The sequence below is a fragment of the Collinsella ihumii genome (assembly GCF_900046475.1).
In the GTDB taxonomy this organism is placed as follows: domain Bacteria; phylum Actinomycetota; class Coriobacteriia; order Coriobacteriales; family Coriobacteriaceae; genus Collinsella; species Collinsella ihumii.
In genome coordinates, this window is the sequence record NZ_FCOU01000007.1 from 22,713 (window position 1) to 44,885 (window position 22,173).

At 63.3% G+C, this 22,173-nt stretch carries 23 protein-coding genes; 16 read left to right on the top strand and 7 right to left on the bottom strand.

Going from position 1 to position 22,173, the window contains the following annotated elements; genetic code table 11:
* Positions 1-60: 60 nt before the first annotated feature.
* Positions 61-1,446, top strand: coding sequence for a 6-phospho-alpha-glucosidase (locus BN3789_RS05435; protein ID WP_066831432.1), 1,386 nt, complete (start codon positions 61-63; stop codon positions 1,444-1,446).
* Positions 1,447-1,655: 209 nt separating this feature from the next.
* Here the strand turns inward: BN3789_RS05435 and trxA are convergent, their stop codons facing one another.
* A complete protein-coding gene (trxA, locus tag BN3789_RS05440) occupies positions 1,656-1,976 on the bottom strand; it encodes a thioredoxin (protein WP_066831435.1) in 321 nt (106 codons plus the stop codon).
* 171 nt (positions 1,977-2,147) lie between these two features.
* On the opposite strand from trxA, the gene BN3789_RS05445 reads away from it, so the two are divergent.
* From BN3789_RS05445 to BN3789_RS05465, 5 genes are all read left to right on the top strand, one after another.
* The gene (locus tag BN3789_RS05445; RefSeq protein ID WP_066831438.1) at positions 2,148-2,708 is read left to right on the top strand and encodes a hypothetical protein; all 561 of its coding nucleotides are present in this window, start codon (positions 2,148-2,150) and stop codon (positions 2,706-2,708) included.
* A 385-nt stretch (positions 2,709-3,093) separates the two neighbouring features.
* The gene (gene nadA / locus BN3789_RS05450; RefSeq protein ID WP_187119120.1) at positions 3,094-4,026 is read left to right on the top strand and encodes a quinolinate synthase NadA; all 933 of its coding nucleotides are present in this window, start codon (positions 3,094-3,096) and stop codon (positions 4,024-4,026) included.
* Positions 4,027-4,028: 2 nt separating this feature from the next.
* The gene (locus BN3789_RS05455) at positions 4,029-5,432 is read left to right on the top strand and encodes an L-aspartate oxidase (protein WP_229254218.1); all 1,404 of its coding nucleotides are present in this window, start codon (positions 4,029-4,031) and stop codon (positions 5,430-5,432) included.
* Positions 5,433-5,444: 12 nt separating this feature from the next.
* On the top strand, positions 5,445-6,299 hold the full coding sequence (gene nadC / locus BN3789_RS05460; protein WP_066831441.1) for a carboxylating nicotinate-nucleotide diphosphorylase: 855 nt from the start codon (positions 5,445-5,447) through the stop codon (positions 6,297-6,299).
* A 37-nt stretch (positions 6,300-6,336) separates the two neighbouring features.
* Positions 6,337-6,882: a transcription repressor NadR gene (locus BN3789_RS05465; protein ID WP_066831443.1), complete on the top strand. Its 546-nt coding sequence runs from the start codon at positions 6,337-6,339 to the stop codon at positions 6,880-6,882.
* A gap of 133 nt (positions 6,883-7,015) precedes the next feature.
* On the opposite strand, the gene BN3789_RS05470 is transcribed toward BN3789_RS05465, so the two are convergent.
* The 4 genes from BN3789_RS05470 to BN3789_RS05485 all read right to left on the bottom strand — a co-directional run bounded on the left by BN3789_RS05470 (position 7,016) and on the right by BN3789_RS05485 (position 10,825).
* The gene (locus BN3789_RS05470; protein ID WP_066831445.1) at positions 7,016-8,347 is read right to left on the bottom strand and encodes an SLC13 family permease; all 1,332 of its coding nucleotides are present in this window, start codon (positions 8,345-8,347) and stop codon (positions 7,016-7,018) included.
* Between the two features lie 76 nt (positions 8,348-8,423).
* Positions 8,424-9,332: an MBL fold metallo-hydrolase gene (locus tag BN3789_RS05475; protein ID WP_066831448.1), complete on the bottom strand. Its 909-nt coding sequence runs from the start codon at positions 9,330-9,332 to the stop codon at positions 8,424-8,426.
* A gap of 265 nt (positions 9,333-9,597) precedes the next feature.
* Positions 9,598-10,530 carry a LysR family transcriptional regulator gene (locus BN3789_RS05480; RefSeq protein WP_147569572.1) on the bottom strand — a complete coding sequence of 311 codons (933 nt, stop codon included), beginning with the start codon at positions 10,528-10,530 and terminating at the stop codon, positions 9,598-9,600.
* Positions 10,531-10,642: 112 nt separating this feature from the next.
* On the bottom strand, positions 10,643-10,825 hold the full coding sequence (locus BN3789_RS05485; protein ID WP_066831455.1) for a DUF362 domain-containing protein: 183 nt from the start codon (positions 10,823-10,825) through the stop codon (positions 10,643-10,645).
* A 753-nt stretch (positions 10,826-11,578) separates the two neighbouring features.
* Between BN3789_RS05485 and dnaK the strand changes: the two genes are divergently transcribed.
* The 4 genes from dnaK (at position 11,579) to BN3789_RS05505 (ending at position 15,843) form a co-directional block, all read left to right on the top strand.
* Entirely contained in the window at positions 11,579-13,477 is a 1,899-nt protein-coding gene (gene dnaK / locus BN3789_RS05490; RefSeq protein ID WP_066831458.1) for a molecular chaperone DnaK, read from the top strand.
* Positions 13,478-13,479: 2 nt separating this feature from the next.
* A complete protein-coding gene (locus tag BN3789_RS05495) occupies positions 13,480-14,307 on the top strand; it encodes a nucleotide exchange factor GrpE (protein ID WP_079989114.1) in 828 nt (275 codons plus the stop codon).
* 103 nt (positions 14,308-14,410) lie between these two features.
* The gene (locus BN3789_RS05500) at positions 14,411-15,367 is read left to right on the top strand and encodes a DnaJ C-terminal domain-containing protein (protein WP_066831461.1); all 957 of its coding nucleotides are present in this window, start codon (positions 14,411-14,413) and stop codon (positions 15,365-15,367) included.
* Positions 15,368-15,429: 62 nt separating this feature from the next.
* Entirely contained in the window at positions 15,430-15,843 is a 414-nt protein-coding gene (locus BN3789_RS05505) for a heat shock protein transcriptional repressor HspR (RefSeq protein WP_066831464.1), read from the top strand.
* Positions 15,844-15,925: 82 nt separating this feature from the next.
* Here the strand turns inward: BN3789_RS05505 and BN3789_RS05510 are convergent, their stop codons facing one another.
* Positions 15,926-16,798 carry a LysR family transcriptional regulator gene (locus tag BN3789_RS05510; RefSeq protein WP_066831467.1) on the bottom strand — a complete coding sequence of 291 codons (873 nt, stop codon included), beginning with the start codon at positions 16,796-16,798 and terminating at the stop codon, positions 15,926-15,928.
* 70 nt (positions 16,799-16,868) lie between these two features.
* On the bottom strand, positions 16,869-17,504 hold the full coding sequence (locus BN3789_RS05515) for a TetR/AcrR family transcriptional regulator (RefSeq protein ID WP_066831471.1): 636 nt from the start codon (positions 17,502-17,504) through the stop codon (positions 16,869-16,871).
* Positions 17,505-17,683: 179 nt separating this feature from the next.
* Here BN3789_RS05515 and BN3789_RS05520 point away from each other — a divergent pair, with 179 nt between their 5' ends.
* The 6 genes from BN3789_RS05520 to BN3789_RS05545 all read left to right on the top strand — a co-directional run bounded on the left by BN3789_RS05520 (position 17,684) and on the right by BN3789_RS05545 (position 22,135).
* Entirely contained in the window at positions 17,684-18,859 is a 1,176-nt protein-coding gene (locus BN3789_RS05520; RefSeq protein WP_066831472.1) for an iron-containing alcohol dehydrogenase, read from the top strand.
* 106 nt (positions 18,860-18,965) lie between these two features.
* The gene (locus tag BN3789_RS05525) at positions 18,966-19,430 is read left to right on the top strand and encodes a flavodoxin (protein WP_066831474.1); all 465 of its coding nucleotides are present in this window, start codon (positions 18,966-18,968) and stop codon (positions 19,428-19,430) included.
* Positions 19,431-19,482: 52 nt separating this feature from the next.
* Positions 19,483-20,163 (top strand): flavodoxin, encoded by a 681-nt coding sequence (locus BN3789_RS05530; RefSeq protein WP_202615090.1) that lies wholly within the window; start codon positions 19,483-19,485, stop codon positions 20,161-20,163.
* A gap of 108 nt (positions 20,164-20,271) precedes the next feature.
* Positions 20,272-20,604: a putative quinol monooxygenase gene (locus BN3789_RS05535; protein WP_066831482.1), complete on the top strand. Its 333-nt coding sequence runs from the start codon at positions 20,272-20,274 to the stop codon at positions 20,602-20,604.
* Positions 20,605-20,698: 94 nt separating this feature from the next.
* A complete protein-coding gene (locus tag BN3789_RS05540; protein ID WP_066831485.1) occupies positions 20,699-21,235 on the top strand; it encodes a flavodoxin family protein in 537 nt (178 codons plus the stop codon).
* A gap of 192 nt (positions 21,236-21,427) precedes the next feature.
* Complete coding sequence (locus BN3789_RS05545) at positions 21,428-22,135, top strand: carboxymuconolactone decarboxylase family protein (protein ID WP_079989138.1); 708 nt, start codon at positions 21,428-21,430, stop codon at positions 22,133-22,135.
* The last annotated feature ends 38 nt before the right edge of the window (positions 22,136-22,173 follow it).

The following is a 22,173-nucleotide window of genomic DNA, read 5'->3' on the forward strand; positions in this document are numbered from 1 at the left end:
CCGGTCGGCCCCGCCTGAAAACGTAGGTATTCAGCACATCGTTGAAAGGAAGCAGCGAACATGATTATCACTTTGGCGGGCGGCGGTTCCACGTTCACCCCGGGCATCGTCAAGTCGATCGCCCTGCGCAAAGACGAGCTCGAGGTCGACGAGATCCGTCTGTACGACATCAACGAGGAGCGCCAGCGCAAGGTCGGCGTGCTCGTGGACTGGATCCTGCACGAGGACCTCAAGCTGGACATCAAGCTGACGGTCACCACGGACAAGGCCGAGGCGTTCGCCGATGCCGACTTCGTCTTCGCGCAGATGCGCGTGGGCGGCTACGCGATGCGCGAGCAGGACGAGAAGATCCCGCTGCGCCATGGCTGCGTCGGCCAGGAGACCTGTGGCTGCGGCGGTCTCGCATACGGCATGCGCACCATCTTCCCCATGGTGGAGCTCATCGATGACGTGGAGAAGTACGCGAAGCCGACCTATTGGATCCTGAACTACTCCAACCCGGCCGCCATCGTTTCCGAGGCCTGCCGCGTGCTTCGCCCGAAGGCGCGCATCATCAACATCTGCGACATGCCCATCGCGATCATCGACGTGGTCGCCGCGGCGCTCGAGTGCAGCAAGAAGGACATCGTCTACGACTACTTCGGATTGAACCACTTCGGCTGGTTCACCTCCATCGAGGTGAACGGTGAGGAGGCGCTGCCGCGTCTGCGCGAGTACATCAAGGAGCACGAGATCCTGCTGCCCGCGGCGTTCTTGGCCGACAAGCAGTCGCTCATGAAGGCCGCCAAGTCCGGCGACGAGGGCGACGAGAACCCCGAGCAGAACCGCCACACCAAGGGCAGCTGGTACTACGTGTGGAAGGGCGTCTACGAGATCATGGAGCTCTTCCCCGAGTACCTGCCCAACACCTATCTCAACTACTACCTCCAGCAGAAGGAGTTCGTCGAGCACTCCAATCCCGAGCGCACCCGCGCCAACGAGGTCGAGGAGACGCGCGAGAAGAACCTCTTCGACGGCATCGACCGCTACGAGAAGACCGGCGAGATCGATGAGAGCGTGTTCTATGCGGGCAGCCATGGCGATTGGATTGCCGATCTGGCCATCGCTCTGAAGAACGATACCAAGGCGCGCTTCCTGGTCATCACCGAGAACCGCGGCGCGCTTCCGAACATGCCCTATGACGCCATGGTCGAGGTGCCCGCCTACATCGGAAAGAAGGGCCCCGAGGTCATCTGCCAGGATCCGATTCCCCTGTTCCAGCAGGGACTCATGATGCAGCAGCTCAACTCCGAGAAGCTGCTGGTGCAAGGCGCCATCGAGGGCTCCTACGAGAAGGTTCTCCAGGCGTTCACCCTGAACAAGACGGTGCCGTCCATGACGGTGGCCAAGGAGATCTTGGACGACATGATCGAGGCCAACAAGGGATACTGGCCCGAGCTTCACTAAGTCGAGCGAAAAGCTTCCGTGCGCGGGGCGCGGCCGCTGTCTGCGGCTGCGCCCCTTTTCTAGGGGATCGCCGATCAATTGCTCCCGTGTTGCCCGCTTGCGGTCGACAGGGTCGAAAAAGGCGGCGGCTCGCGCGATATGCGCGAGCCGCCGCCTGGTGAGGGAAGGACGCTGTCAGGAAAGGGAAGGAAGGAAAGAAAGAAACGATCTTACAGCGCCTTCTCGATTTCTGCCGCGAGCCTGGCCTTGGGCATGGCGCCGACCGTGCGCATGGCCTCGTTGCCAGACTTGAGCATGACAAGGGTTGGAATGGACATGACGCCGTACTTCATGGCGATGTCCTGGTTCTCGTCGACGTTGCACTTGGCGACGACGAGCTTGTCGGACAGCTCGTCTGCGAGCTCGTCGACGATGGGGGAGAGCGTGCGGCAGGGACCGCACCACGGTGCCCAGAAGTCGATCAGGACGGGCATGTCGGACGTGAGCAGATCGTTAAAATTCTGGGGAGTGACCTCGTGAATCTTTGCCATGGTTCCTCCTATGCGATAACGCATCTAGGTGCGGAAATGTTCGATACGCTCTGGGTTATACCCAGTTGTCGGCATGCGATGCACACGGCGGCATGGATTTGTTCTGCATGCCCGCGCACCGCTGTCTTCGGCGCGCGGTATGATGCTGGATACTCGGCAGAAGGAGGCCCCATGCGCATATCCACAACAGAGCGGAAAAACGCTTTCGTCCAGGCGACCAAGCAGGAGCTCGAGGCGCTTCAGGGGCGGGGCGTGCGCATGACGGGCAACGCATTCTCTCCCATCGTGCTGGTGAAAGGCGAGCTGAACGACGCGGAGCGTGCGGGCGGGGAGCTGCTTGCGGGCGCTGACGGGGCCGCTTTGCGCTCTGCGCTGGGTGCCATCGGATATGCTCCGGAAGATTTTTGCGGGCTGTCTTGCACGGCTTCTTCGCCCGAGGGCGATCCGTTGGCAACAGAGGTGTTCCGCGAGGCGTTGGAGGCCCTCGACCCCGAGGCCGTGCTCTTGCTGGACGACGCGGCGGCGGACGCGATGCGCGAGGCATATGCCGACGCGCTGGTGGTCATCGAGGACTTCGACACGGCGATGCTCAAGCCCGGCCTTGTCGCCCATGTGCTGGGCCGCAGGGTGCTCGCGCTCGATGGGTTCGAGGCCGCCCTGTCCGACAAACGGGAGAAGCAGCGCATGTGGGCGTATATCAAACAGCTTCCTCCCGCGGGGGCTCCGTATTAACCTGCGCGTTGGCCCGCCGCTGATGCGGAGGCCCTCGTTGTTTGGGGACGTATTCGTTTCAACCCGCACCACCGTTGCTGCCAGGCTCGACACTAATTCATGAACGTAGAGGGGCAGATTTCGCGTTTCCGCAGGTAAGGAAAGAATAACCCCCGTATTTATTCATGAATGAGCGCAGGGCAACGACGACCCGGCAGGGGCCCGTGCAGAAGCGCGCGCCGAAGGGGTGTCCCCGATTTGCAAAAGTGCACGCGAAAGGTACGTCCCCGATTTGCATTCGGTGGTGATGGTGCGGTTTTTCTGAGTCTTTACAGCTGTCTTGTCAGCTGTAAAGACTCGTGTCATACTCGCAGGCCAGACATAGTCGAAGTCGAGGGGAGTCGATATGTTTGGCCCGCAGGCCGCCGAGATGGCGGCGCGCGTTGAGCGTCTCAAACAGGAACGGGACGCGGTGCTGCTCGCGCATTACTACGTCGCACCCGAGGTGCAGGCGGTCGCAGATTACGTGGGGGATTCGTTTGCCCTGGCCAAGCTTGCCGTCAGCCTGCCGAACCGTGTGCTGGTGGTCGCGGGCGTCGAGTTCATGGGCGAAAGCATGAAGCTGCTCAATCCCGAAAAGACCGTCTTGATGCCTGACCCTGGGGCCGATTGCCCCATGGCCCATATGATCGATAAGCAGACGGTTGACGCCGCCCGAGCGGAATACGGAGACGACCTCGCCGTCGTCTGCTACGTGAACTCGACCGCGGAGGCCAAGAGCTTAAGCGACGTGTGCGTCACGTCGTCCAACGCGGTGTCCGTGGTGCGCGCGATGCCGCAGCACCACATCCTGTTCGTTCCCGATCGGAACCTGGGGCGCTACGTGGCCCAGCAGGTCCCGGAGAAGCACGTCATACTCAATGACGGCTGCTGCCCGTTTCACGCGGCCATTACGGCGCAAGAGGTCGAGCGGCTCAAGCGCGAGCATCCTGAGGCGCCCGTGCTCGCCCACCCTGAATGCACCGAGCGCGTGCTCGCATTGGCGGATTGCATCGGATCGACAGCGGAGATCATCGAGTACGCGGCGACCCACGATGCGCTGGAGTACATCGTGGTCACGATGAAGGGGGTCGCGTCGGAGCTCGAGCGTCGGTGCGGCGCCTCGAGGCGCTTCCTGTTCGTGCAGGACTCCGAGTGCCCCGAGATGGCGAAGATCTCACTGGCGAAGGTCGCCTCGTGCCTGCAGGATATGACGGGCGAGGTGCGCATGGCGGACGGCGATGCATCGGAGCGCGCCAAGGCGTCTCTCGAGCGCATGCTCGCCTATGCGGGGAGGTAGCCATGGTCGATGAAGAGGCAGGTGCGGCGTACGCATCGGATATGAGCTGCGACGTCGTGATCGTCGGCTGCGGTGTCGCCGGGCTCTACACGGCGCTTTCGCTGCCGAGCTCCATGGATATCGTCATGCTGTCCAAAGGCGCGATCGAGGAGTGCGATTCCATGCTCGCCCAGGGAGGCATCTGTGTGCTTCCCGATCCGGCCGATTACGATGCGTATGTTGAGGACACGCTTCGGGCGGGGCACTACGAGAACCGGCGCGAGAGCGTATCCCTCATGATTCGCGACAGCCGCGACGTCATCAACGACCTTGTGGCCTGCGGCGTGGAGTTCGAGCGCGACGAGACGGGCGAGCTCGCGTTCACGCGCGAGGGCGCGCACAGCCGCCCGCGCATCTGCTACCACGCCGACATCACGGGCAAGGAGATCACGACCAAGCTGCTCGCTCGGGTGCGCGCGCTGCCCAACGTGCGGATCCTCGAGCATACGGCCATGGTTGACCTGATCGACGCTGAGGCGGTCCCGGGCGAGAAGGCCGGGTGCGCGGGCGTCGTCGCCTGCCATGTTGACGAGCGGGATTCGACGGCGCGGGCGACGGACCTCGCGTCGGGGCGCGCGGGCGATGCCGGTCCGCGCTTTGCCATCGCGTCGCGGGCATGCGTGCTCGCGTGCGGCGGCATCGGCGGGCTCTACGAGCGCTCGACCAACTACCCCCAGCTCACGGGCGATGCGTGCGACATCGCGGCGGCGCATGGTGCCGAGCTGGAGCACATGGATTACGTCCAGATTCACCCGACCAGCCTCTACGTGGGGAACGGGGTGCGCGAGCGGGCGTTTTTGATCTCCGAGTCCTGTCGCGGCGAGGGCGCCATCTTGCTGAACGCCGCCGGCGAGCGCTTCTGCGATGAGCTGCAGCCGCGCGACGTGGTGTCCGAGGCCATCTACCGGCAGATGGAGGAAGACGGAGCGCCGTTCGTCCGCCTGTCGTTCGAGCGCGTGGCCCCAGAGGTCATCAGGACCCACTTCTCGCACATCTACGAGCATTGTCTCGAGCGGGGGTACGATATCTGCCGCGAGCCGATACCCGTCGTGCCGGCGCAGCACTACTTCATGGGCGGCATCCATGTGGATCGCGATTCCGCGACCTGCGTGCCGGGGCTCTACGCGGTGGGCGAGACGAGCTGCACGGGCGTGCACGGCAAGAACCGCCTGGCGAGCAACAGCCTGCTCGAGGCGCTCGTGTTCGCGCGCCGCGCCGCGTATCACATGGTGCACGGGAGCAGCCTGCAGCCGCGCGAGATCGGCGAGCCGCCTCTTGACGGGCGGCACCGGAGCTGCGGGATCGACGGGGCCTCGATCGATGAGATATGCACGATGCGCGCGGGCGCACCCGCGACCGCGCGATGAAAGGAGACGGCCATGAACCCTATCACCATGCGCCTGCACGCCGACGAGCTGATCATGCAGGCGTTGCGCGAGGACATCACGTTCGAGGACGTGAGCACGGCGTCCGTGTGCCCGGAGGCGCGCCCCGCCGAGGTCCAGCTGATCGCCAAGGCAGACGGCGTCATCGCGGGACTCGACGTGTTCGAGCGGACCTTCACCCTGCTCGATGAGGACGTGCGGGTCGAACGGTACGTGAAAGACGGCGACGAGGTGGCGCGCGGCCAGCTGCTCGCCCACGTGCGAGGGGACGCACGCGTGCTGCTGTCGGGCGAGCGGGTCGCGCTGAACTATCTTCAGCGCATGAGCGGCATCGCCACCTACACGCGCCGGATGGTCCGAGCGCTGGAGGGGACGTCGACCAAGCTGGTGGACACGCGCAAGACCACGCCGGGCCTGCGCATCTTCGAGAAGGAGGCTGTCGCGATCGGCGGCGGGCGCAACCACCGCTACAACCTCTCGACCGCCGTCATGCTGAAAGACAACCATATCGACGCGGCGGGCGGCATCGCGCAGGCGGTCGCCGCGGCGCGGCGTCACGCCTCGTTTACCTGCACGGTCGAGGTGGAATGCGAAAACCTCGCCATGGTGCGCGAGGCGCTCGAGGCGGGTGCGGATATCATCATGCTCGACAACATGGCGCATGAGGCCATGGCCGAGGCGATTCGCCTGATAGGCGGTCGGGCGCGCACCGAGGCGTCCGGCAATGTCGATGCGGACAACATCCGCGCTCTGGCCGACCTCGGCGTGGACTACATCTCGTCGGGCGCGCTTACGCACTCGGCCCCGATTCTCGACCTCTCGCTCAAGCACCTGCGCCTGTTGGATTAAAGTCAGATATGTTGGGTCAGCAAGAGGAAGGGTGTGCATGAACGGATCTGAGCGGCGACATGCGATCGTGAGCGAGCTGCGGTCGGCGTCCGGGCCGGTGTCGGGCCGTGCGCTGGCGGAGGCTGTCGGCGTGAGCCGCCAGGTCGTGGTGCAAGACATCGCCCTTCTGCGCGCCGACGGGCACGATATCGTCGCCACGAGCCGCGGGTATGTGCTGCGCGACGCGACCGCGCCGGCGGTGCCCACCCGCCTCATCAAGGTCCACCACACCCTAGAGCAGCTGGGCGACGAGCTCAACACCATCGTCGATTGGGGCGGCACGGTCCTGAACGTCATGGTGAACCACCGCGTCTACGGGGCGATCACCGCCGATCTGGACGTGCGCAACCGCCGCGACGTCGAGCGCTACCTCGAGGGCATCCGCTCGGGCAAGAGCTTCCCGCTCATGACCGTGACGAGCGGCTACCACTTCCACCGCATCGCGGCCGACAGCGAGGAGGCGCTCGACGAGATAGAGGCCGCGCTCGCCGCCAAGGGCTATCTGGCCGAGGTCTTTCCCTACGAAAAAGACGTGGTCGAGTAGGGCCTTTTGGCTACGAATCCGAACAATCTGCCGCTTTCTCCGTAATCGAAAAAGGCCCAATCCGGAGCGCGGATTGGGCCTGCAAAGGAGGGAGAGCAAATGTTGCTGGATGGTTGCTGGGTAACACCGAATCTTAGAAGATCGGGTACAGGATGGACAGCCAGACGACCAGAACGAGGATGAACAGGATGGTCGGGAACCAGCCCATCTTGAACATGGTCTTGAGGTCGTAGCCGCCGGCGCCCATGCAGTAGGCAACAGAAGCCGTTGCGGTCGGCATGATGAACGCGATTTGCGTAGAAGCCTGGACGCAGATGAGGCTGCCAACGGGATCGGCACCAAGGCTCATGCAGATCTGAATTGCGATGGGGTAGAAGATGAAGTTCGTCGTGCGGTTGTTGAGGAAGTTGGTGCAGATGTAGGGGCCGACCGAAAGCATCAGGTAGTACAGCGGCGTGATCGGGAAGTTGTTGACGACAGAGGCGACAGCGTTGCCGATCATATCGCCAGCACCGGTCTTCGCCAGGGCGCTTGCCATAACGAGGCCGCCGACGAACATGAGCCAGACCCACAGGGGGATGGCCTTGGAGGCCTCTTTGGGCTTGAGGACGCCGGTGAAGATCATGAGCAGGGCACCCGCCAGGGTGATGTTCCAGTTCTCCAGGACAAACGGCAGCTCAAACACGTTAATCACAAGCAGGCCGATGGTGACGCCGAAGAAGATGACCAGCGCTGCGGTCTCGTGGAAGCTGGAGAGCGGAGCCTTCTCGAGCGCCTTCTTGGCGCGCTCGCTGCCGCCACCCTCCATATCGTCGATGCCGACGATAGAGACGACCGGGCGGTCGGGGGTGAACTTGGTGGCGATGAAGCAGCAGTAGATGAACGAGACGATCAGGACGGGCAGACGGCCGATCATAGGATCGAAGATCTCAGCGGTCGGGGCAGCGCCCAAGGCCTCGAGCTGAGCATTGTACTGAGCGTACATGGTCGCGCAGCCGCCGATGGGCAAAGATGCCATGTTGGCGATCGTCAAAACGGCGAAGGGGAACATGACCTTCGAGGGGCTGTAGCCCATATCCTCAACCGTTGCTGCCAGCATGGGCGACAGGATGCAGAAGACCGCCAGGGCGCTGGGGATGAACATATCGAGGATGACGCCGATGGCACCATATCCGAGCATGACCTTTGCCAGGCTGCCGTTTGAGACCCGGTGGACCAATTCAGCGATGCGGCGCACGAACTGCGTCTTGTTGAATCCTGCCGACACGACAAACATCGTGCATGTCAGAAGGCCCGTCGTGTTACCGAAGCTCTGAATGATGGCCTCTTCGTCGACGCAGCCGGTCACGAAGTACAGCAGGATGCCGAGCACCGTGGTGGTGGCGATTGACTTGTAGGGATTCCAGATGAACAACACCATAAGCAAGATGGTGATGGCAAAGCAGATCATGACCTGCATGTCCATATGGTCTCCTCCTTCCGTTACATGAACCTACGTTGAGATGGATTTCTTTGCAGCCGATTACCTCCCCTCGTTCAATCTATGCTGCTGAAATGCTGTTGCAGATGCTGTACCACTGGTACGGCTTGGGGTTGAACGCCACGCCGGGGTAGCCGTCCGCCTTCAGCACCCCGTTCACGCGCCCGAAGTACTCGTTTAAGTCCTCGCCCTTGGCGCGCGCGTTGTTGTGGTGCAGCGGCATCATGAGCTGGGCGCCCATGGCCTCCATCTGGCGGGCGTACTCCTCGGGGGTGTACGAGCGGATGCGGTGGCGAAGCATCAGGTTCGGGGCCTTGTCGCGCACGTGGCGCACGTGGTCGGGGTAGTCGCGCCCCGCCGAGAAGTCGATGCGGTAGTTCTGCGGGGTCTCGATCAGGAAGTTGAAGCAGAACATGTTTCCGAGACCGCTGCAGCTATTGGGGCCGGGAATGCCAAAGACCTCGCTGCCGGCATATGCGGAATCGCGGTCGCTGGGGCGAAGGAAACGGCCCTCGCGGAAGGCGCGGTTGTCGTGCGCGCCCGGGTAGACCGTGAGCGTGAAGTCGTCCAGGTAGTAGGTGTTGCCCGGGTACAGCGGCATGATGGCCCCATACGGGATGTCCTCCACACGGGCGAGTTCCTCGGCCGCACCCGCGGGCACCAGCACCCGCCCGTAGAACTTGTTCCAGAGGTCGCCGGCGATATTCATGTGGTCGCCGTGCACATGGCTGATCAAGATGTAGTCGGCGCCCGTGAAGTCATCGACGGAAAAACCCGTCTGGGCGTATACCTTCAGCGAATTTTCCTGGCGTTTATCGAGCGTCTCAAGACCCTTGAGGTTGTCGCCCTCCCAGTAGAAGGGGTCGGTGACGATCGTCTTGCCGTTGGGCAGCACCATCTCGTAGCACTGGACTGAGATCCAGCGGATGCGCAGCGCCTCGGACTGAACGGATTCGACATAGTCGCTCATACTGTGTCCTCCTGAATAGTGTGAAATGTGCCGGTGGCTTCACTCTATCGAAGGGCCATTGATGAGACAAACGACTTTTATTATTCATTTCAGGAAAAAAATTCAACAAAAATTGAAGCTCTCAGATGAACGGTCGGTTTGCGTGGATAAACGGTCGACCTGCGCAAATTTGTCTGGGGGAGCAAGAGGAACAAATTCGTTTTCTGTCAGTCCGCCAGAGGGGCATGGGCTATCGAATCGGTTGTCGCGGGAACGTGCTGGGCGGCTACGCGTCGTGGCCGAAGAGGGATTGAATCGTTTCCTGGAGATACAGCAGCGACGGATCCGCCTGGTTGCCCTTGACGGTCACCATGCAGATTTGCTTTTCCGGCTCCGAGAGGCCGGGGAGGCACAGGTACCTGTATCCCGCATGGGTGAATGGCGGTTCGGCGACGATGGCGTTGCCCAATGCGTGCGTCACGGCGTTCAGGGCGCCTCGAACATCCCTGACGTACATGCGGTTGTTCGGCCATTTTCCCAGCTCGGTAAAGAATCGCTGCGCCGCCGCACCCGATTGCGTGCGGGTGATAATGTGGATGAAAGGCTTCTCGAGCCACCCATCCCCCTCGAGGACCGGATAGGGATACCCCTCGCGCGGCACAGCTTGAAGAATGAGGGGCGACTTGTCGGGCACCGCAAGCACGAGGCGGCAGGTGCGCAGCATCGTGTAGTCGAGCCCCGGCCGTTCGCGCGGACCATAGGCGAGGCAGACATCGATCCTGTTGTTCTCGAGATCTGTCAAAAGGCTGGCCGACCCGCCTTCGCGCACGGAGATGGAGCGCACATGCGGAAGCGCAAAATACCGCGGGAGAAGCTCGTCGAACACAAAGTCCGCGAAGCCCATGCCAAAGCCCAGGCGTATGGAATCGGCCTCGCTGTTTTTCATTTGCAGGATTCTGTTTTCGAGCTCCTCGTCGACGCGCATGATCTGTTTGGCATGGTCGACGTACACCTGGCCGATGGGCGTGAGGACCAGGCGCCTGCCCCGGCGGTAGAACAGCGGAGTTCCCAGCTCGTCCTCGATGCGGTGCAAAGATTTGCTCAGGGCGCTTTGCGTGATGCAGAGTCGGTCGGCCGCGGTGGTCAAGCTGCCTTGGTCGGCTATCTCTGCAATGTAGGAATAGTCTTTGATATTCATGCTCGCGCCCTTGGATTGCACCGAATGCTTTTTCGCTACCAAGTATGTAGTCTAGCGGAAACGAAAAAAGCCCGGCTCCTCGCGGAACCGGGCTTTTTGCTGCTCTGATGCGATCAGACGAGCGCGGGAGCAGTTACTCCTCGATCTCGGTGATGGCGCCGGCGGGGCAGGCCTCCTGGCAAGCGCCGCAGGCAACGCAGGAATCCTCGTCGGTCACGGTAGCAACGTCGTTGAGCTCGAGAACGCCCTGGGGGCAGGAGTCAACGCAAACGCCGCAGGCGATGCACTCGTCAGCATCAATGATAGGCTTAGCCATGGTCGTATCCTCTCTGTGCGATACACAACGTGCACCCGGCGACACAGGCGAATGCGCGCCGAGTTTTGCTGCGCTTAACATACCACGTGGGGGCATCATTGCAACCCTTGAGCGAGTGATTTACATACCGTTCGCCGAGTCAACTTCGGTTGACTGAAGAAAGCGCCGATCGATTGCTTTCGCACCTTACGGTCCGTGCCGGGCACCTGCGCGCTCAGGCTGCATCGGCGCAGCCCAACGGCGCCGTCCTCCCTCCATTGCGGTTGAGGGGTCCCCGGGTGCCGCCCTCCCGGGGAAAGTGGCTAGAAATTTCGATTCTGCTGTAGACCAGCTCGGATAAGGACGTCCGCCTTGACCGTAATGTCGGTATCGACCGCCTACGATACCGTCGCCATGGTCTCAGGCGCCTCGAATACGGCCTCGACAGGGGGATGCGCGGCGTCGACAGCGGGTTTCGGGCCCGATTGAGCGGTGCCGCTACAGCAAAATAGAAATTTCTAGCCACATTCGTCCGGAAGAGGGGCGCGGCCGGGGCAGCACGAGGGCGGAGACTGCGGGCGCCCGGCGCGGTTTTGCGTCCGTGAAGGGCGAGGAGCGCCCCTTCTCCAGCTTTTTTAGAAAATCTTATATGGAATGACTTAGATTTTGTATAAGTGGGCCTATAAGGGGATATAGTATGGTCGAACGAAAAAACGCGTGGCGTCGGGAGGCCCCGAGCCACCCGGCACGTAACAGAAAGAAGAGGGATATATCATGAGCAAGATTCTTGGTATCGACCTTGGTACTACCAACTCCGCCATGGCGGTTTTCGAGGGCGGCGACCCCACCATCATCGTGAACGCCGAGGGCGACCGCACCACCCCGTCCGTCGTGGGCTTCCGCGCCGACGGCGACCGCGTCGTGGGCAAGGCCGCTAAGAACCAGGCGGTCACCAACCCGAAGAACACCGTGTTCTCCATCAAGCGCTTCATGGGCCGCAAGTACTCCGAGGTCGGCTCTGAGATCAAGACCGTCCCGTACGAGGTCAAGGAGGGCCAGGGCGGCCGCGCCGTCGCCCACATCGACGGCGAGGACTACACGCCCGAGCAGGTCAGCGCCATGATCCTCCAGAAGATGAAGACCGACGCGGAGAAGTACCTGGGCGAGACCGTCACCGACGCCGTCATCACCGTCCCGGCCTACTTCAACGACTCCCAGCGCCAGGCCACCAAGGACGCGGGCAGGATCGCCGGCCTGAACGTCAAGCGCATCGTGAACGAGCCGACCGCGGCCGCGCTCGCCTACGGTCTCGACAAGCAGGGCACCGACCAGCGCATCCTCGTCTTCGACCTGGGCGGCGGCACGTTCGACGTCTCCATCCTGGACCTCGCCGACGGCGTGTTCGAGGTCCTGTCCACGTCCGGTGACAACCACCTGGGCGGCGACGACTGGGATCAGCGCGTCATCGACTGGCTGGCCGATAAGTTCCAGTCCGACAACGGCATCGACCTGCGTCAGGACCCCATGGCCCTGCAGCGCCTGAAGGAGGCCGCAGAGAACGCCAAGAAGGAGCTCTCCGCCGCCCAGCAGGCCACCATCAACTTGCCGTTCATCACCGCTGACGCCACCGGCCCCAAGCACCTCGACTACACGCTGACCCGCGCCGAGTTCGAGCGCATCACGCACGACCTGCTCGAGCGCTGCAAGCAGCCCGTCACCAACGCGCTGCGTGACGCCAACCTCAAGCTCTCCGACCTGACCGAGGTCATCCTCGTCGGCGGCTCCACCCGTATGCCCGCCGTTCAGGACCTCGTCAAGAACATGACCGGCAAGCAGCCCAACATGTCCGTGAACCCCGACGAGGTCGTCGCCTGCGGCGCCGCCGTCCAGGGCGCGATCCTGTCCGGTGACGGCCCGTCCGACATCCTGCTGCTGGACGTGACCCCGCTTTCGCTCGGCGTCGAGACCATGGGCGGCATCATGACTAAGATGATCGACCGCAACACCACGATCCCGACCTCCAAGACCGAGATCTACTCCACCGCCGCCGACAACCAGACGAGTGTCGAGATCAACGTCCTGCAGGGCGAGCGTGAGCTGGCTCGCGACAACAAGAGCCTGGGCAAGTTCCAGCTGACCGGCATCCCCGCGGCTCGTCGCGGCGTGCCTCAGATCGAGGTCACCTTCGACATCGACGCCAACGGCATCGTGAAGGTCTCCGCCAAGGACAAGGGCACCGGCAAGGAGCAGCAGATCACCATTTCCGGCTCCACGGCGCTGTCCGACGAGGAAGTCGACCGCATGGTGAAGGACGCCGAGGCCCATGCCGAGGAGGACAAGAAGCAGAAGGAGGAGGTCGAGGTCCGCAACCAGACCGACTCGCTCGCGTACTCCACCGAGCAGACCCTCTCCGACCTGGGCGACAAGGTCAACGCCGACCTCAAGTCCAAGGCGGAGAACGCCATCGCCGAGGCGAAGAAGGCGCTCGAGGGCTCCGATGTGGACGCCATCAAGACCGCTGGCGACAACCTGCAGTCCGTCGCCTACGAGCTCGCGCAGATCGTCTACGCCGACGCCCAGCAGGCGACCGAGGGCGGCAACACCGGCTCCGCTGCCGGCGCTGACGACGATGTCGTCGATGCCGACTACGAGGTTGTCGACGAGGACAAGTAATCATGTCCGCCCGCAATGACCACACGGAGGCGGCCGCCGCTGCCGCCTCCGCGGATGCTGAGGAGAAGGACGTGAAGATTCCCGTAGAGGCAGCCGACGAGGCAACGGAGGCTGTCGAGACCGAGACCGCTGAGAACGAGCAGCCAGTCGAGCAGGAGGAGGTGCCCGCCATGACTGAAGAGGAGATGGTGGAGGCCGCAATCCGGGCAGGCGAAGAGGCCGCCAACGACGACTTCAAGGTGAAGTACGAGCAGGTGTCCGCCGAGCTCGCCGAGGTTCGCGCCGAGCTCGATGCCGCGGGCGAGGCGAAGGAGGCCGCTGAGGCGAAGGCCGCCGACGCCGTCGACCGCGCCACGCGCCTGCAGGCGGATTGGGAGAACTACCGCCGCCGCACGGCCGCCGAGCGCCTGGCCGAGCAGGCCCGCGCGACCGAGAAGCTCGTGACCGCCCTGCTGCCGGTCGTCGACGACATCGAGCGAGCGATCGCCCATGCGCGCTCCCAGGAGCTTGCCGACGACTTCAAGCAGTTCGTGGACGGCGTCGACGCGGTGCACAGCAAGCTGATGGGCGTGTTCGAGCACGAAGGGGTCGAGACGATCGATCCCAAGGGCGAACCGTTCAACCCGCTTGAGCACCAGGCGGTCGGACGCGTCGAGGACGCCGGCCAGTACGACGAGACGGTCAACGACGTGTATCAGAAGGGCTACCGCATGGGGGACCGCATCCTGCGTTCCGCCATGGTCACGGTGACCTATGGTGGCGCCAAGAGGCCTGCCGAGGAGGCGGAGCAAGCGCCAGAGGGCGAAGCCTCTGAGGGGACCGAGGAGTAAGACTCAAGGGCTCCGGGGCGCCAAGCTCCGGGGCCCTTATTCATGAGAGGGACGTGTGCGCCGCGCATCGTGCGGTGCGCAGGCAGAAAGGAGGGGGCGTACCATGCCGCAGGGCAAGAATTTCTATGATGTGTTGGGGGTCCAGAAGAACGCCTCCGACCAAGAGATCAAAAAGGCGTTCCGCAAGCTCGCGCAGAAGTACCATCCCGACGCGGGCGGCGACGAGGCGAAGTTCAAGGAGATCTCCGAGGCGTATGAGACGCTCTCGGATCCCAAGAAGCGCAAAGAGTATGACCAGATGCTGATGTTCGGCGGCATTCCGGGCGCCGGTGGAGGCGGTTACGCCTACTCCGGCGGTGCCGGCGCCGGCGGTTGGAGCGATATCTTCAGCAGCATCTTCAACGGAGACGGGGCGTTCGGTTCGGACTGGGCGTCGAACTTCGGCGGGATGGGTGGCGCCGGCTCGCGCGCCGCGAACCGGCCGCGCAAGGGCAGCGACCTGTCGCTTTCGGTCGATGTGTCGGCAGAGGATGCGTTCCGCGGCGTCACGCACAAGGTGACGTATCGAATCCCCTCGACCGGTGAGCAGCAGACCATCACGGTCAGCGTCCCCGCCGGAGCGGTCGATGGTGGCAAGCTGCGCTATAAGCGGCGCGGCGAGTACGGCGTCAACGGCGGCGAGCGCGGCGACCTGGTGGTCACCACCAATGTCGCCGAGCACCCGCTGTTCAAGCGCAAGGGAGCCGATGTCACCATGGAGCTGCCGATCTCGGTCTACGAGGCCGCGCTCGGTTGCGCCGTGGACGTGCCGACGCCCGGCGGTGCCACCGTGCGCCTCAAGGTGCCGGCGGGCACGCAAAGCGGCAAGACGTTCCGCTTCAAGGACATGGGCGCACCCGATGTGAAGCATCGCGGCCGCACGGGTGCTCTGCTGGTCAAGGTCGCCGTTCAGGTGCCGACGAGCCTGTCGGGAGACGAGAAGTCCGCGCTCGAGAAGCTGCGCGACGCCGACCGGCGCGATTATCGCGCGGACGTGAACCGCTACCGCGCTAAGATGTAGGTGATTATCCGGCACCGGAAGGGCCGCGCGCCCTTCCGGTGCATGAGGGTCTGGGGATTGATATGGCTGATGATGCACGCAATAAACCGCTCTATATGATTTCGGTTGCCGCAGAGCTCACGGGCATGCATCCCCAGACCCTGCGCGTATACGAGTCCAAGGGACTGGTGAATCCGCAGCGCTCGGGCGGCAACACGCGCCTGTATTCGCGCGCGGACATCGAGCGCCTGGAGCTCATCAACCAGCTGACCGACGAGGGCATCAACCTTGCCGGCGTGGTGCGCATCCTCGACATGAAGGAGCGCGCGGAGGAGCGCGAGCGCGAGATGGAGAAGCTTCGCGCCCGCGTGCGCGAGCTCGAGGAAGAGGTCCACGAGTTCAAGATGCAGAAGAAGATCACCGCGCTCGCCCCGCGGGACGGGTCGGCCGATCCGCATCAGGTTCTTCGCGGCTTGCTCGGGGGCGGCGACCTGTAGGTGCGTTGCCTGAAATTCTAGGGACAGTCCCTGAAATTTCACCATCGGAATGAAATTTCAGGGACTGTCCCTAGAATTTCAGTTATCCCCAGAGCTTGCGGATCTTGGTGAGGAAGGCCTCGGCTGCCGGCGAGAACTCCTGGTAGCGCTTCCATGCGATGGTGACTTCGGCATGAATGGCCGGTTCGAGCGGCCTGAACGCAAGGCCGCTGTCGAGAGAGGTGTCGACGATGCCCTCGAGGCTCACGACGTAGCCCACGCCGCGCCTTGCCAGCAGGGCGGCGTTGAAAAGCAGGTTGTAGGTCGCCACGATATCCAGTTCGGCAAAATCATGCTTGAACCAGCTGCGCATCTCGCGGCTCGCCTGCCGTGAGAATATGAGCGGCCGGTCGATGAGGTCCTCTGCGCGTATCGCGCGCTTTTGCGCCAGCGGGTCATCGGCGCGCATGAAAACGCCCCAGGTGTCTTGCGCGGGAAGCTCGATGACCTCGTAGCGCGACAGGTCGGTGTGCCCGATGAAGACGCCGAAGTCGAGCCGGCCGGTGTCCAGCCGCTCGCTGACATCCTCGGCGTTGCCGCTGTAGAGGGAAAAACGCAAAAGCGGATAGGTCTCCTGCAGTTCCGCGACCGCGTCGGCGACAAGCCCCATGGCCTGCGTCTCGCCGCCGCCGATGCGCACCTCGCCGGCAAGCGTGTCGGCCGATATGAGGAACTCGGCCTCCGTGCGCCCGACCAGATCGACGATCTCCTCAGCGCGACGGCGCAGCCGCATGCCGGCCTCGGTGAGCTCGATACGGCGGCTGCCGCGTTCGAACAGCTTGCAGCCGAGCTCGTGCTCGAGCTCCTGCATCTGGCGCGATAGCGACGGCTGCGAGATGTGCAGCACGGTCGCGGCGCCCGAAATAGTGCCTTCGCGGGCGATCATCAAGAAATACTGGAGCGGGCGAAGTTCCATGGGGCCCTTTCGTTCGTTGCGGTCCTGCCGGCATCGGGGCACATCGGCCGAGCTGGTGCGAAGGTGCGCGCTACCGCGCCGCGAGGCACATGGCGATGAAGTCGCGCATGGTGCGCTGGAAGTCGACCTCATGGCGCTCGATGCCCAGTTCGGCAAGGGCCGCCGCCATGAGGGGGCTTCGGAAGCAGACGCTCACGTATCCGACGCCGTGGAAGTAGACGGTGGTGATGAGGTCCTCCATGCGCGCGCGGTCGAGCTCGAGGATGCTGGCAAGCCGGTCGGCGAATGCGCTCATGTCGGCATAGTAGCCGCGCTTGAACGCGACGAGCCGCTCGAGGCTCACGTTGATCTCGATGATGCCCGCCAGGATCTCGCCGAGGCGGAAATAGTCCTGGTGGGCGCTGGCGATGCCCGCCCATATCTCGGCCACGATGTCGGCGCCAAAGCCGCACCCTTCCGGAAGCGCGGCGAGCAGCGCTTGAAAGTACGCGTGACATTCGTCGGCGTCGAGCGCGAGGAAGATCTCCTCTTTGGTGCTCGCATACTTATAGATGTTGGCTCGCGACCAGTCGAGCTCCTCGGCAATGGTGGTCAGCGTGATTTCGTGATAGGGGCACTGCGCGAACTGGCGCTTCGCCGCCGCCTTGATTTCCGCAAATCGCTGCGCCTTCTGTTCGTCGCTTCTCGCGCGCACAAATGATCCCATGGTCGTCTCCTGTAACACGTTTGATCAGAACTATACCATACGCAACAAGATGACTCCTTCACTCCTATGGAAATAACGTGACGTTGTGTCATTACGAAAATAAGAAACACAGCGTTAGTTATAGTTGAGCCAATCAACAACAGCGTGTTGCTTTGGTTTCATCGACGGAAGGATTCGCCATGCTTGGTAATTTTACGTTCCACAACCCCGTCAAGCTCATCTTCGGCACGGACGCCATGAACATGCTCACCGACGAGCTGCGCGCCTACGGCCCGGTGGTCCAGCTCGTCTACGGCGGCGGCTCCATCAAGAAGAACGGAATCTACGACCAGGTTGTCAAAGCGCTTGAGGCTGCGGGCAAGACGGTGGTGGAGGATGCCGGCGTCATGCCCAACCCTACGGTCGAGAAGCTGAACGAGGGCATCAAGATCGCGCGCGACAACCATGTCGACTTCATCCTCGCGGTGGGCGGCGGTTCGTGCATCGACTATGCCAAGGGTGTCGCGGTGTCGGTGAATCTGCCCGAAGACGTCGACCCATGGCAGAAGTACTGGGTCGACTTCGAGGAGCCGACCTGTGATGTCGTGCCCGTCGGCTCGGTGCTCACCATGGTCGGCACCGGCTCCGAGATGAACTGCGGGTCGGTTATCACCAACCATGAGACCAAGATGAAGGTCGGGCATGTCTTCGCCAATCCCGACGTGTTCCCCAAGTTCGCCGTGCTGAACCCGGAGTTCACGTACACCCTGCCGGCCTATCAGATGGTCGCGGGCATCTTCGACATCATGAACCACATCACCGAGCAGTATTTCTCGGGCACCGACGACAGCACGAGCGACTACCTGTCTGAAGGCCTCATGCGCTCGCTCATCCACGCGAGCCGCGTTGCCGTGAAGAACCCGCATGACTACGAGGCGCGCTCGAACATCATGTGGTGCGCCACGTGGGCGCTCAACACGCTCGTCGCGTGCGGTAAGACCACGGACTGGGAGGTCCACATGCTCGGCCAGGCGGTGGGCGCGCACACCGACGCCACGCACGGCATGACCCTTGCCGCCGTCGCGCTGCCGTACTACCGCCTGATTATGCCCTATGGGGTGGCCAAGTTCGCGCGCTTCGCGACGAACGTGTGGGGTGTGTCGCCCGAGGGCAAAAGCGACGAGGAGCTCGCCGCGGCCGGCCTGGATGCCATGGAGGCGTGGATGCGCGAGATCGGCTGCGTGATGAGCATCTCCGAGCTCGGCGCCACCGAGGACATGATCGAGGGCCTTGCGGACAGCACGCTGGTCATGCAGGGCGGCTACCACGTCCTCACGCGCGATGAGATCGTCCGCATCTTCCGCGAGAGCCTGTAGGTCTATCGAATGTGATGACATCGTGGCCCGTATGCGGGCCACGCTCGGTAACGGCAGGGAAGCCCGGCGGCACGGGCGGCCTATGCGATGGAGGGGAGAGAAGATCATGGCGAAGACACTGGTGGCATATTTCTCGGCGAGCGGGGTGACGGAGTGCGTGGCACGCAAGGTCGCGGAGGCGACGGGCGCCGACCTGTACCAAATCGAACCCGCGGAGCCCTATACGGCGGCCGATTTGGACTGGCGCGACAAGGGCAGTCGCAGCTCGGTGGAGATGAACGATCCTGCGAGCCGGCCCGCGATTGCGAGAGGTGTTGCGGATATGGCCTCCTACGACACGGTGTTCGTGGGCTTCCCCGTCTGGTGGTATGTGGAGCCGCGCATCGTCGACACCTTCTTGGATGCGTACGATTTTGCGGGTAAGACGATGATCCCCTTCGCCACCTCGGGCGGCAGCGGCATCCCCGGTGCCGAGAAGAGCCTTGCCGAGCGCTGCCCTTCGGCTACGTGGAAGCCCGGCCGTCTGCTCAACGGCGGCGATATCGCCGCTTGGGCCGCAGCGCAGGTGTAGGCAGGTCTCTTGACAGTCGGTTCGTCCGTTTTTCGAGAGAATGGAGATGGCCTTGTTCGATGTTGATTCGCCGGTCGAGCGCCGGGCGCTGCTGAGGCGCGCCGGTGCAGTTGCCGCCCTGCTTCCGCTGGGCGGCCTGCTGTCCGCGTGCGGCGAGGTGGAGGCGGGCGCCAATGGCGACGAGCCGTCCGGTAGCGGTTCCGCCGCATCAGACGGCGCTTCGTCTGGCGTCGACCAGGCGTCAGCCGGGTCTGCCGGCTCTGTGTTGGTGGCGTATTTCTCGGCAACGGGCAACACCGCCGGCATAGCGAGCGCCGTTGTCGAGCATCTGGGTGCAGACACCTTCGAGATCAGTCCTGCTCAGCCTTATGCAGATGTCGATCTCAATTACAACGACGATGGAAGTCGCGTGAGCCAGGAGCGCGCCTCGGATGCACGCCCTGAGCTTTCCCAAGATATCCCCGATGGTTTTGCCGATTACGATATTGTGTTTTTGGGTTACCCCATCTGGTGGGGTGAGGCCGCGTGGCCGCTGCGCACCTTCGTGGAGGCTAACGATTTTTCAGGCAAGGTCGTGGTTCCGTTTTGCACCTCGGCGAGCTCGGGAATCGGTGGCAGTGGCGAGGCGTTGGCCGAGTTGGCCGGTGCGGGCGATTGGCGCGAGGGGTCGCGCTTCTCGGGCTCTGCTCCCACTGTCGATGTGGCCGACTGGGTCGACGGCCTAGGCCTGTAGGCGGCTCCGGACTTGCTTTACATGCGTCTTCGCTGCGGGGCGTTTTTCCCAGCAGCGTGGGCCGACAGACGTCAAGAAGGTGCGTGGCACGACGGATAGGAGGACAACATGGCAATCACGGTGAACCTGTATTACACGGGCAAGGACGGGGCGGCACGCGCGTTCGCCCAGGAGATGGAGGAGTCCGGCACCGCCGACGCGATTCGCGCGGAGGAGGGCAACGTCCGCTATCGCTATTTTCAGCCGTTGGACGACCCCGAGACCGTCCTGCTCATCGATGCATGGCGTGACCAGGACGCGCTCGACGCGCATCATGCCTCGCCGATGATGGCGAAGATCGCCGAGCTGCGCGACAAGTACGACCTGCATATGGTGGCCGAGCGCTACGTCACCGATGAGGACGGGCTGCCCGATCGCGACGCCGCCTTCATCCGTCAGTAGGGCCCGCTCGCCCGTCGCGATGTCCGCGGGCCGCGCCATCTGCCCCCATGGCGGATGGCCCGGCCGGTATTTCTATGTTCAAGGAGGTAGGTGCATGAATATCGTCGTGCTTCAGGGAAGTCCGAACCGGAACGGTTCGACGGCGCTTGTTGCCGAGGAGTTTTCGCGCGGTGCGCGCGAAGCGGGGCATACGGTGGAGCGCATCGACGTGGCGCACGAGGACGTGCGGCCCTGCGCGGGCTGTGTTGCGTGCGGCTACGGTGCCCGCCCATGCGTCCAGCGCGACGCCATGGCGTCCATCTTGGACAAGATCCTCGGTGCAGATATGGTCGTGTTTGCTACGCCGTTGTACTACTACGGCATGACAGCGCAGCTCAAAGCGGTTATCGATCGGTTCTGCTCCGAGAATTCCGCAATCACCGGCAAGCATCTCAAGGCGGCTTTGCTGACCGTTGCGTGGAACGCGGACGGCTGGACCTTCGAGGCGCTTGAAGCGCACTATCGGACCATCGTGCGCTACCTCGATATGGAAGATCGCGGCATGGTGCTCGGCGCCGGTTGCGGCACGCCGTCCATGACGCGCGCGACGAAGTACCCGCTTGAGGCGTACTCGCTCGGCCTGTCTCTGTAGCCGGCCTCTTGCCGTTTGTGCCGACGGCTGCTGATGGGATGCCGTTTTTCCGTTCGGCCTCTCGCGACGCCAGTTCAGAGCGCCTGTTTGAAGCGCTGGCATATTGACTTGGAGTCGACTCCAAGGAGTACGGTTCTTGTGTACAAGATGGGGCGGATGCGGTTCGCCCTGCAGAAGGAGAGAGAGGAAAGCATGGCTATCACTGATGGATTCAAGGCGACAGACCCTGAATACGCGGGGATCGTCGAGGCGTTTTTGGCCGAGGCGGCAGGCGACGAGACCCAGTCCCTCCCGGCTCGCACGCGCTATCTGGCAATCGTGGCGGCGCTTCTGGGCTGTCAGGGCATCGATGCGTTCGGCGCCGTAGTGCCCGAGGCGCTTCGTGCCGGCGTGACCCCGGTCGAGCTCAAGGAGGTCGTGTACCAGGCGACCGACTATCTGGGATTCGGCCGCGTCATGCCGTTTGTGGGCGCGATGAACGAGGCGCTCGATGCCGCCGGCGTCGCGCTGCCGCTCGAGGGGCAGGCGACCGTGACGCCCGAGACGCGCCTGGCCGCCGGCAACGACGTGCAGATCGAGGCTTTCGGCGAGGGCATGCGCGAGACATGGGCCAACGGCCCCGCCGAGCGCGCGACGGTCAACCGCTGGCTCGCGGCGAACTGCTTCGGCGACTACTACACCCGTCACGGCCTCACGCTTGCCGAGCGCGAGATGGTCACCTTCTGCTATCTGGTGGCCCAGGGCGGCTGCGACCCCCAGGCGACCGCGCATGCCGCCGGCAACTTCAACGTGGGCAACGACCGCGCGTTCATGTACGCCGTGGTTCACCAGATCCTGCCGTTCATCGGCTATCCCCGCAGTCTGAACGCGCTTGCCTGCATCGACGCGGCGGCGAAGTAGCGTCCGTTTGGCGGAAGTGCGTTCGGTTTTGGAAGGAG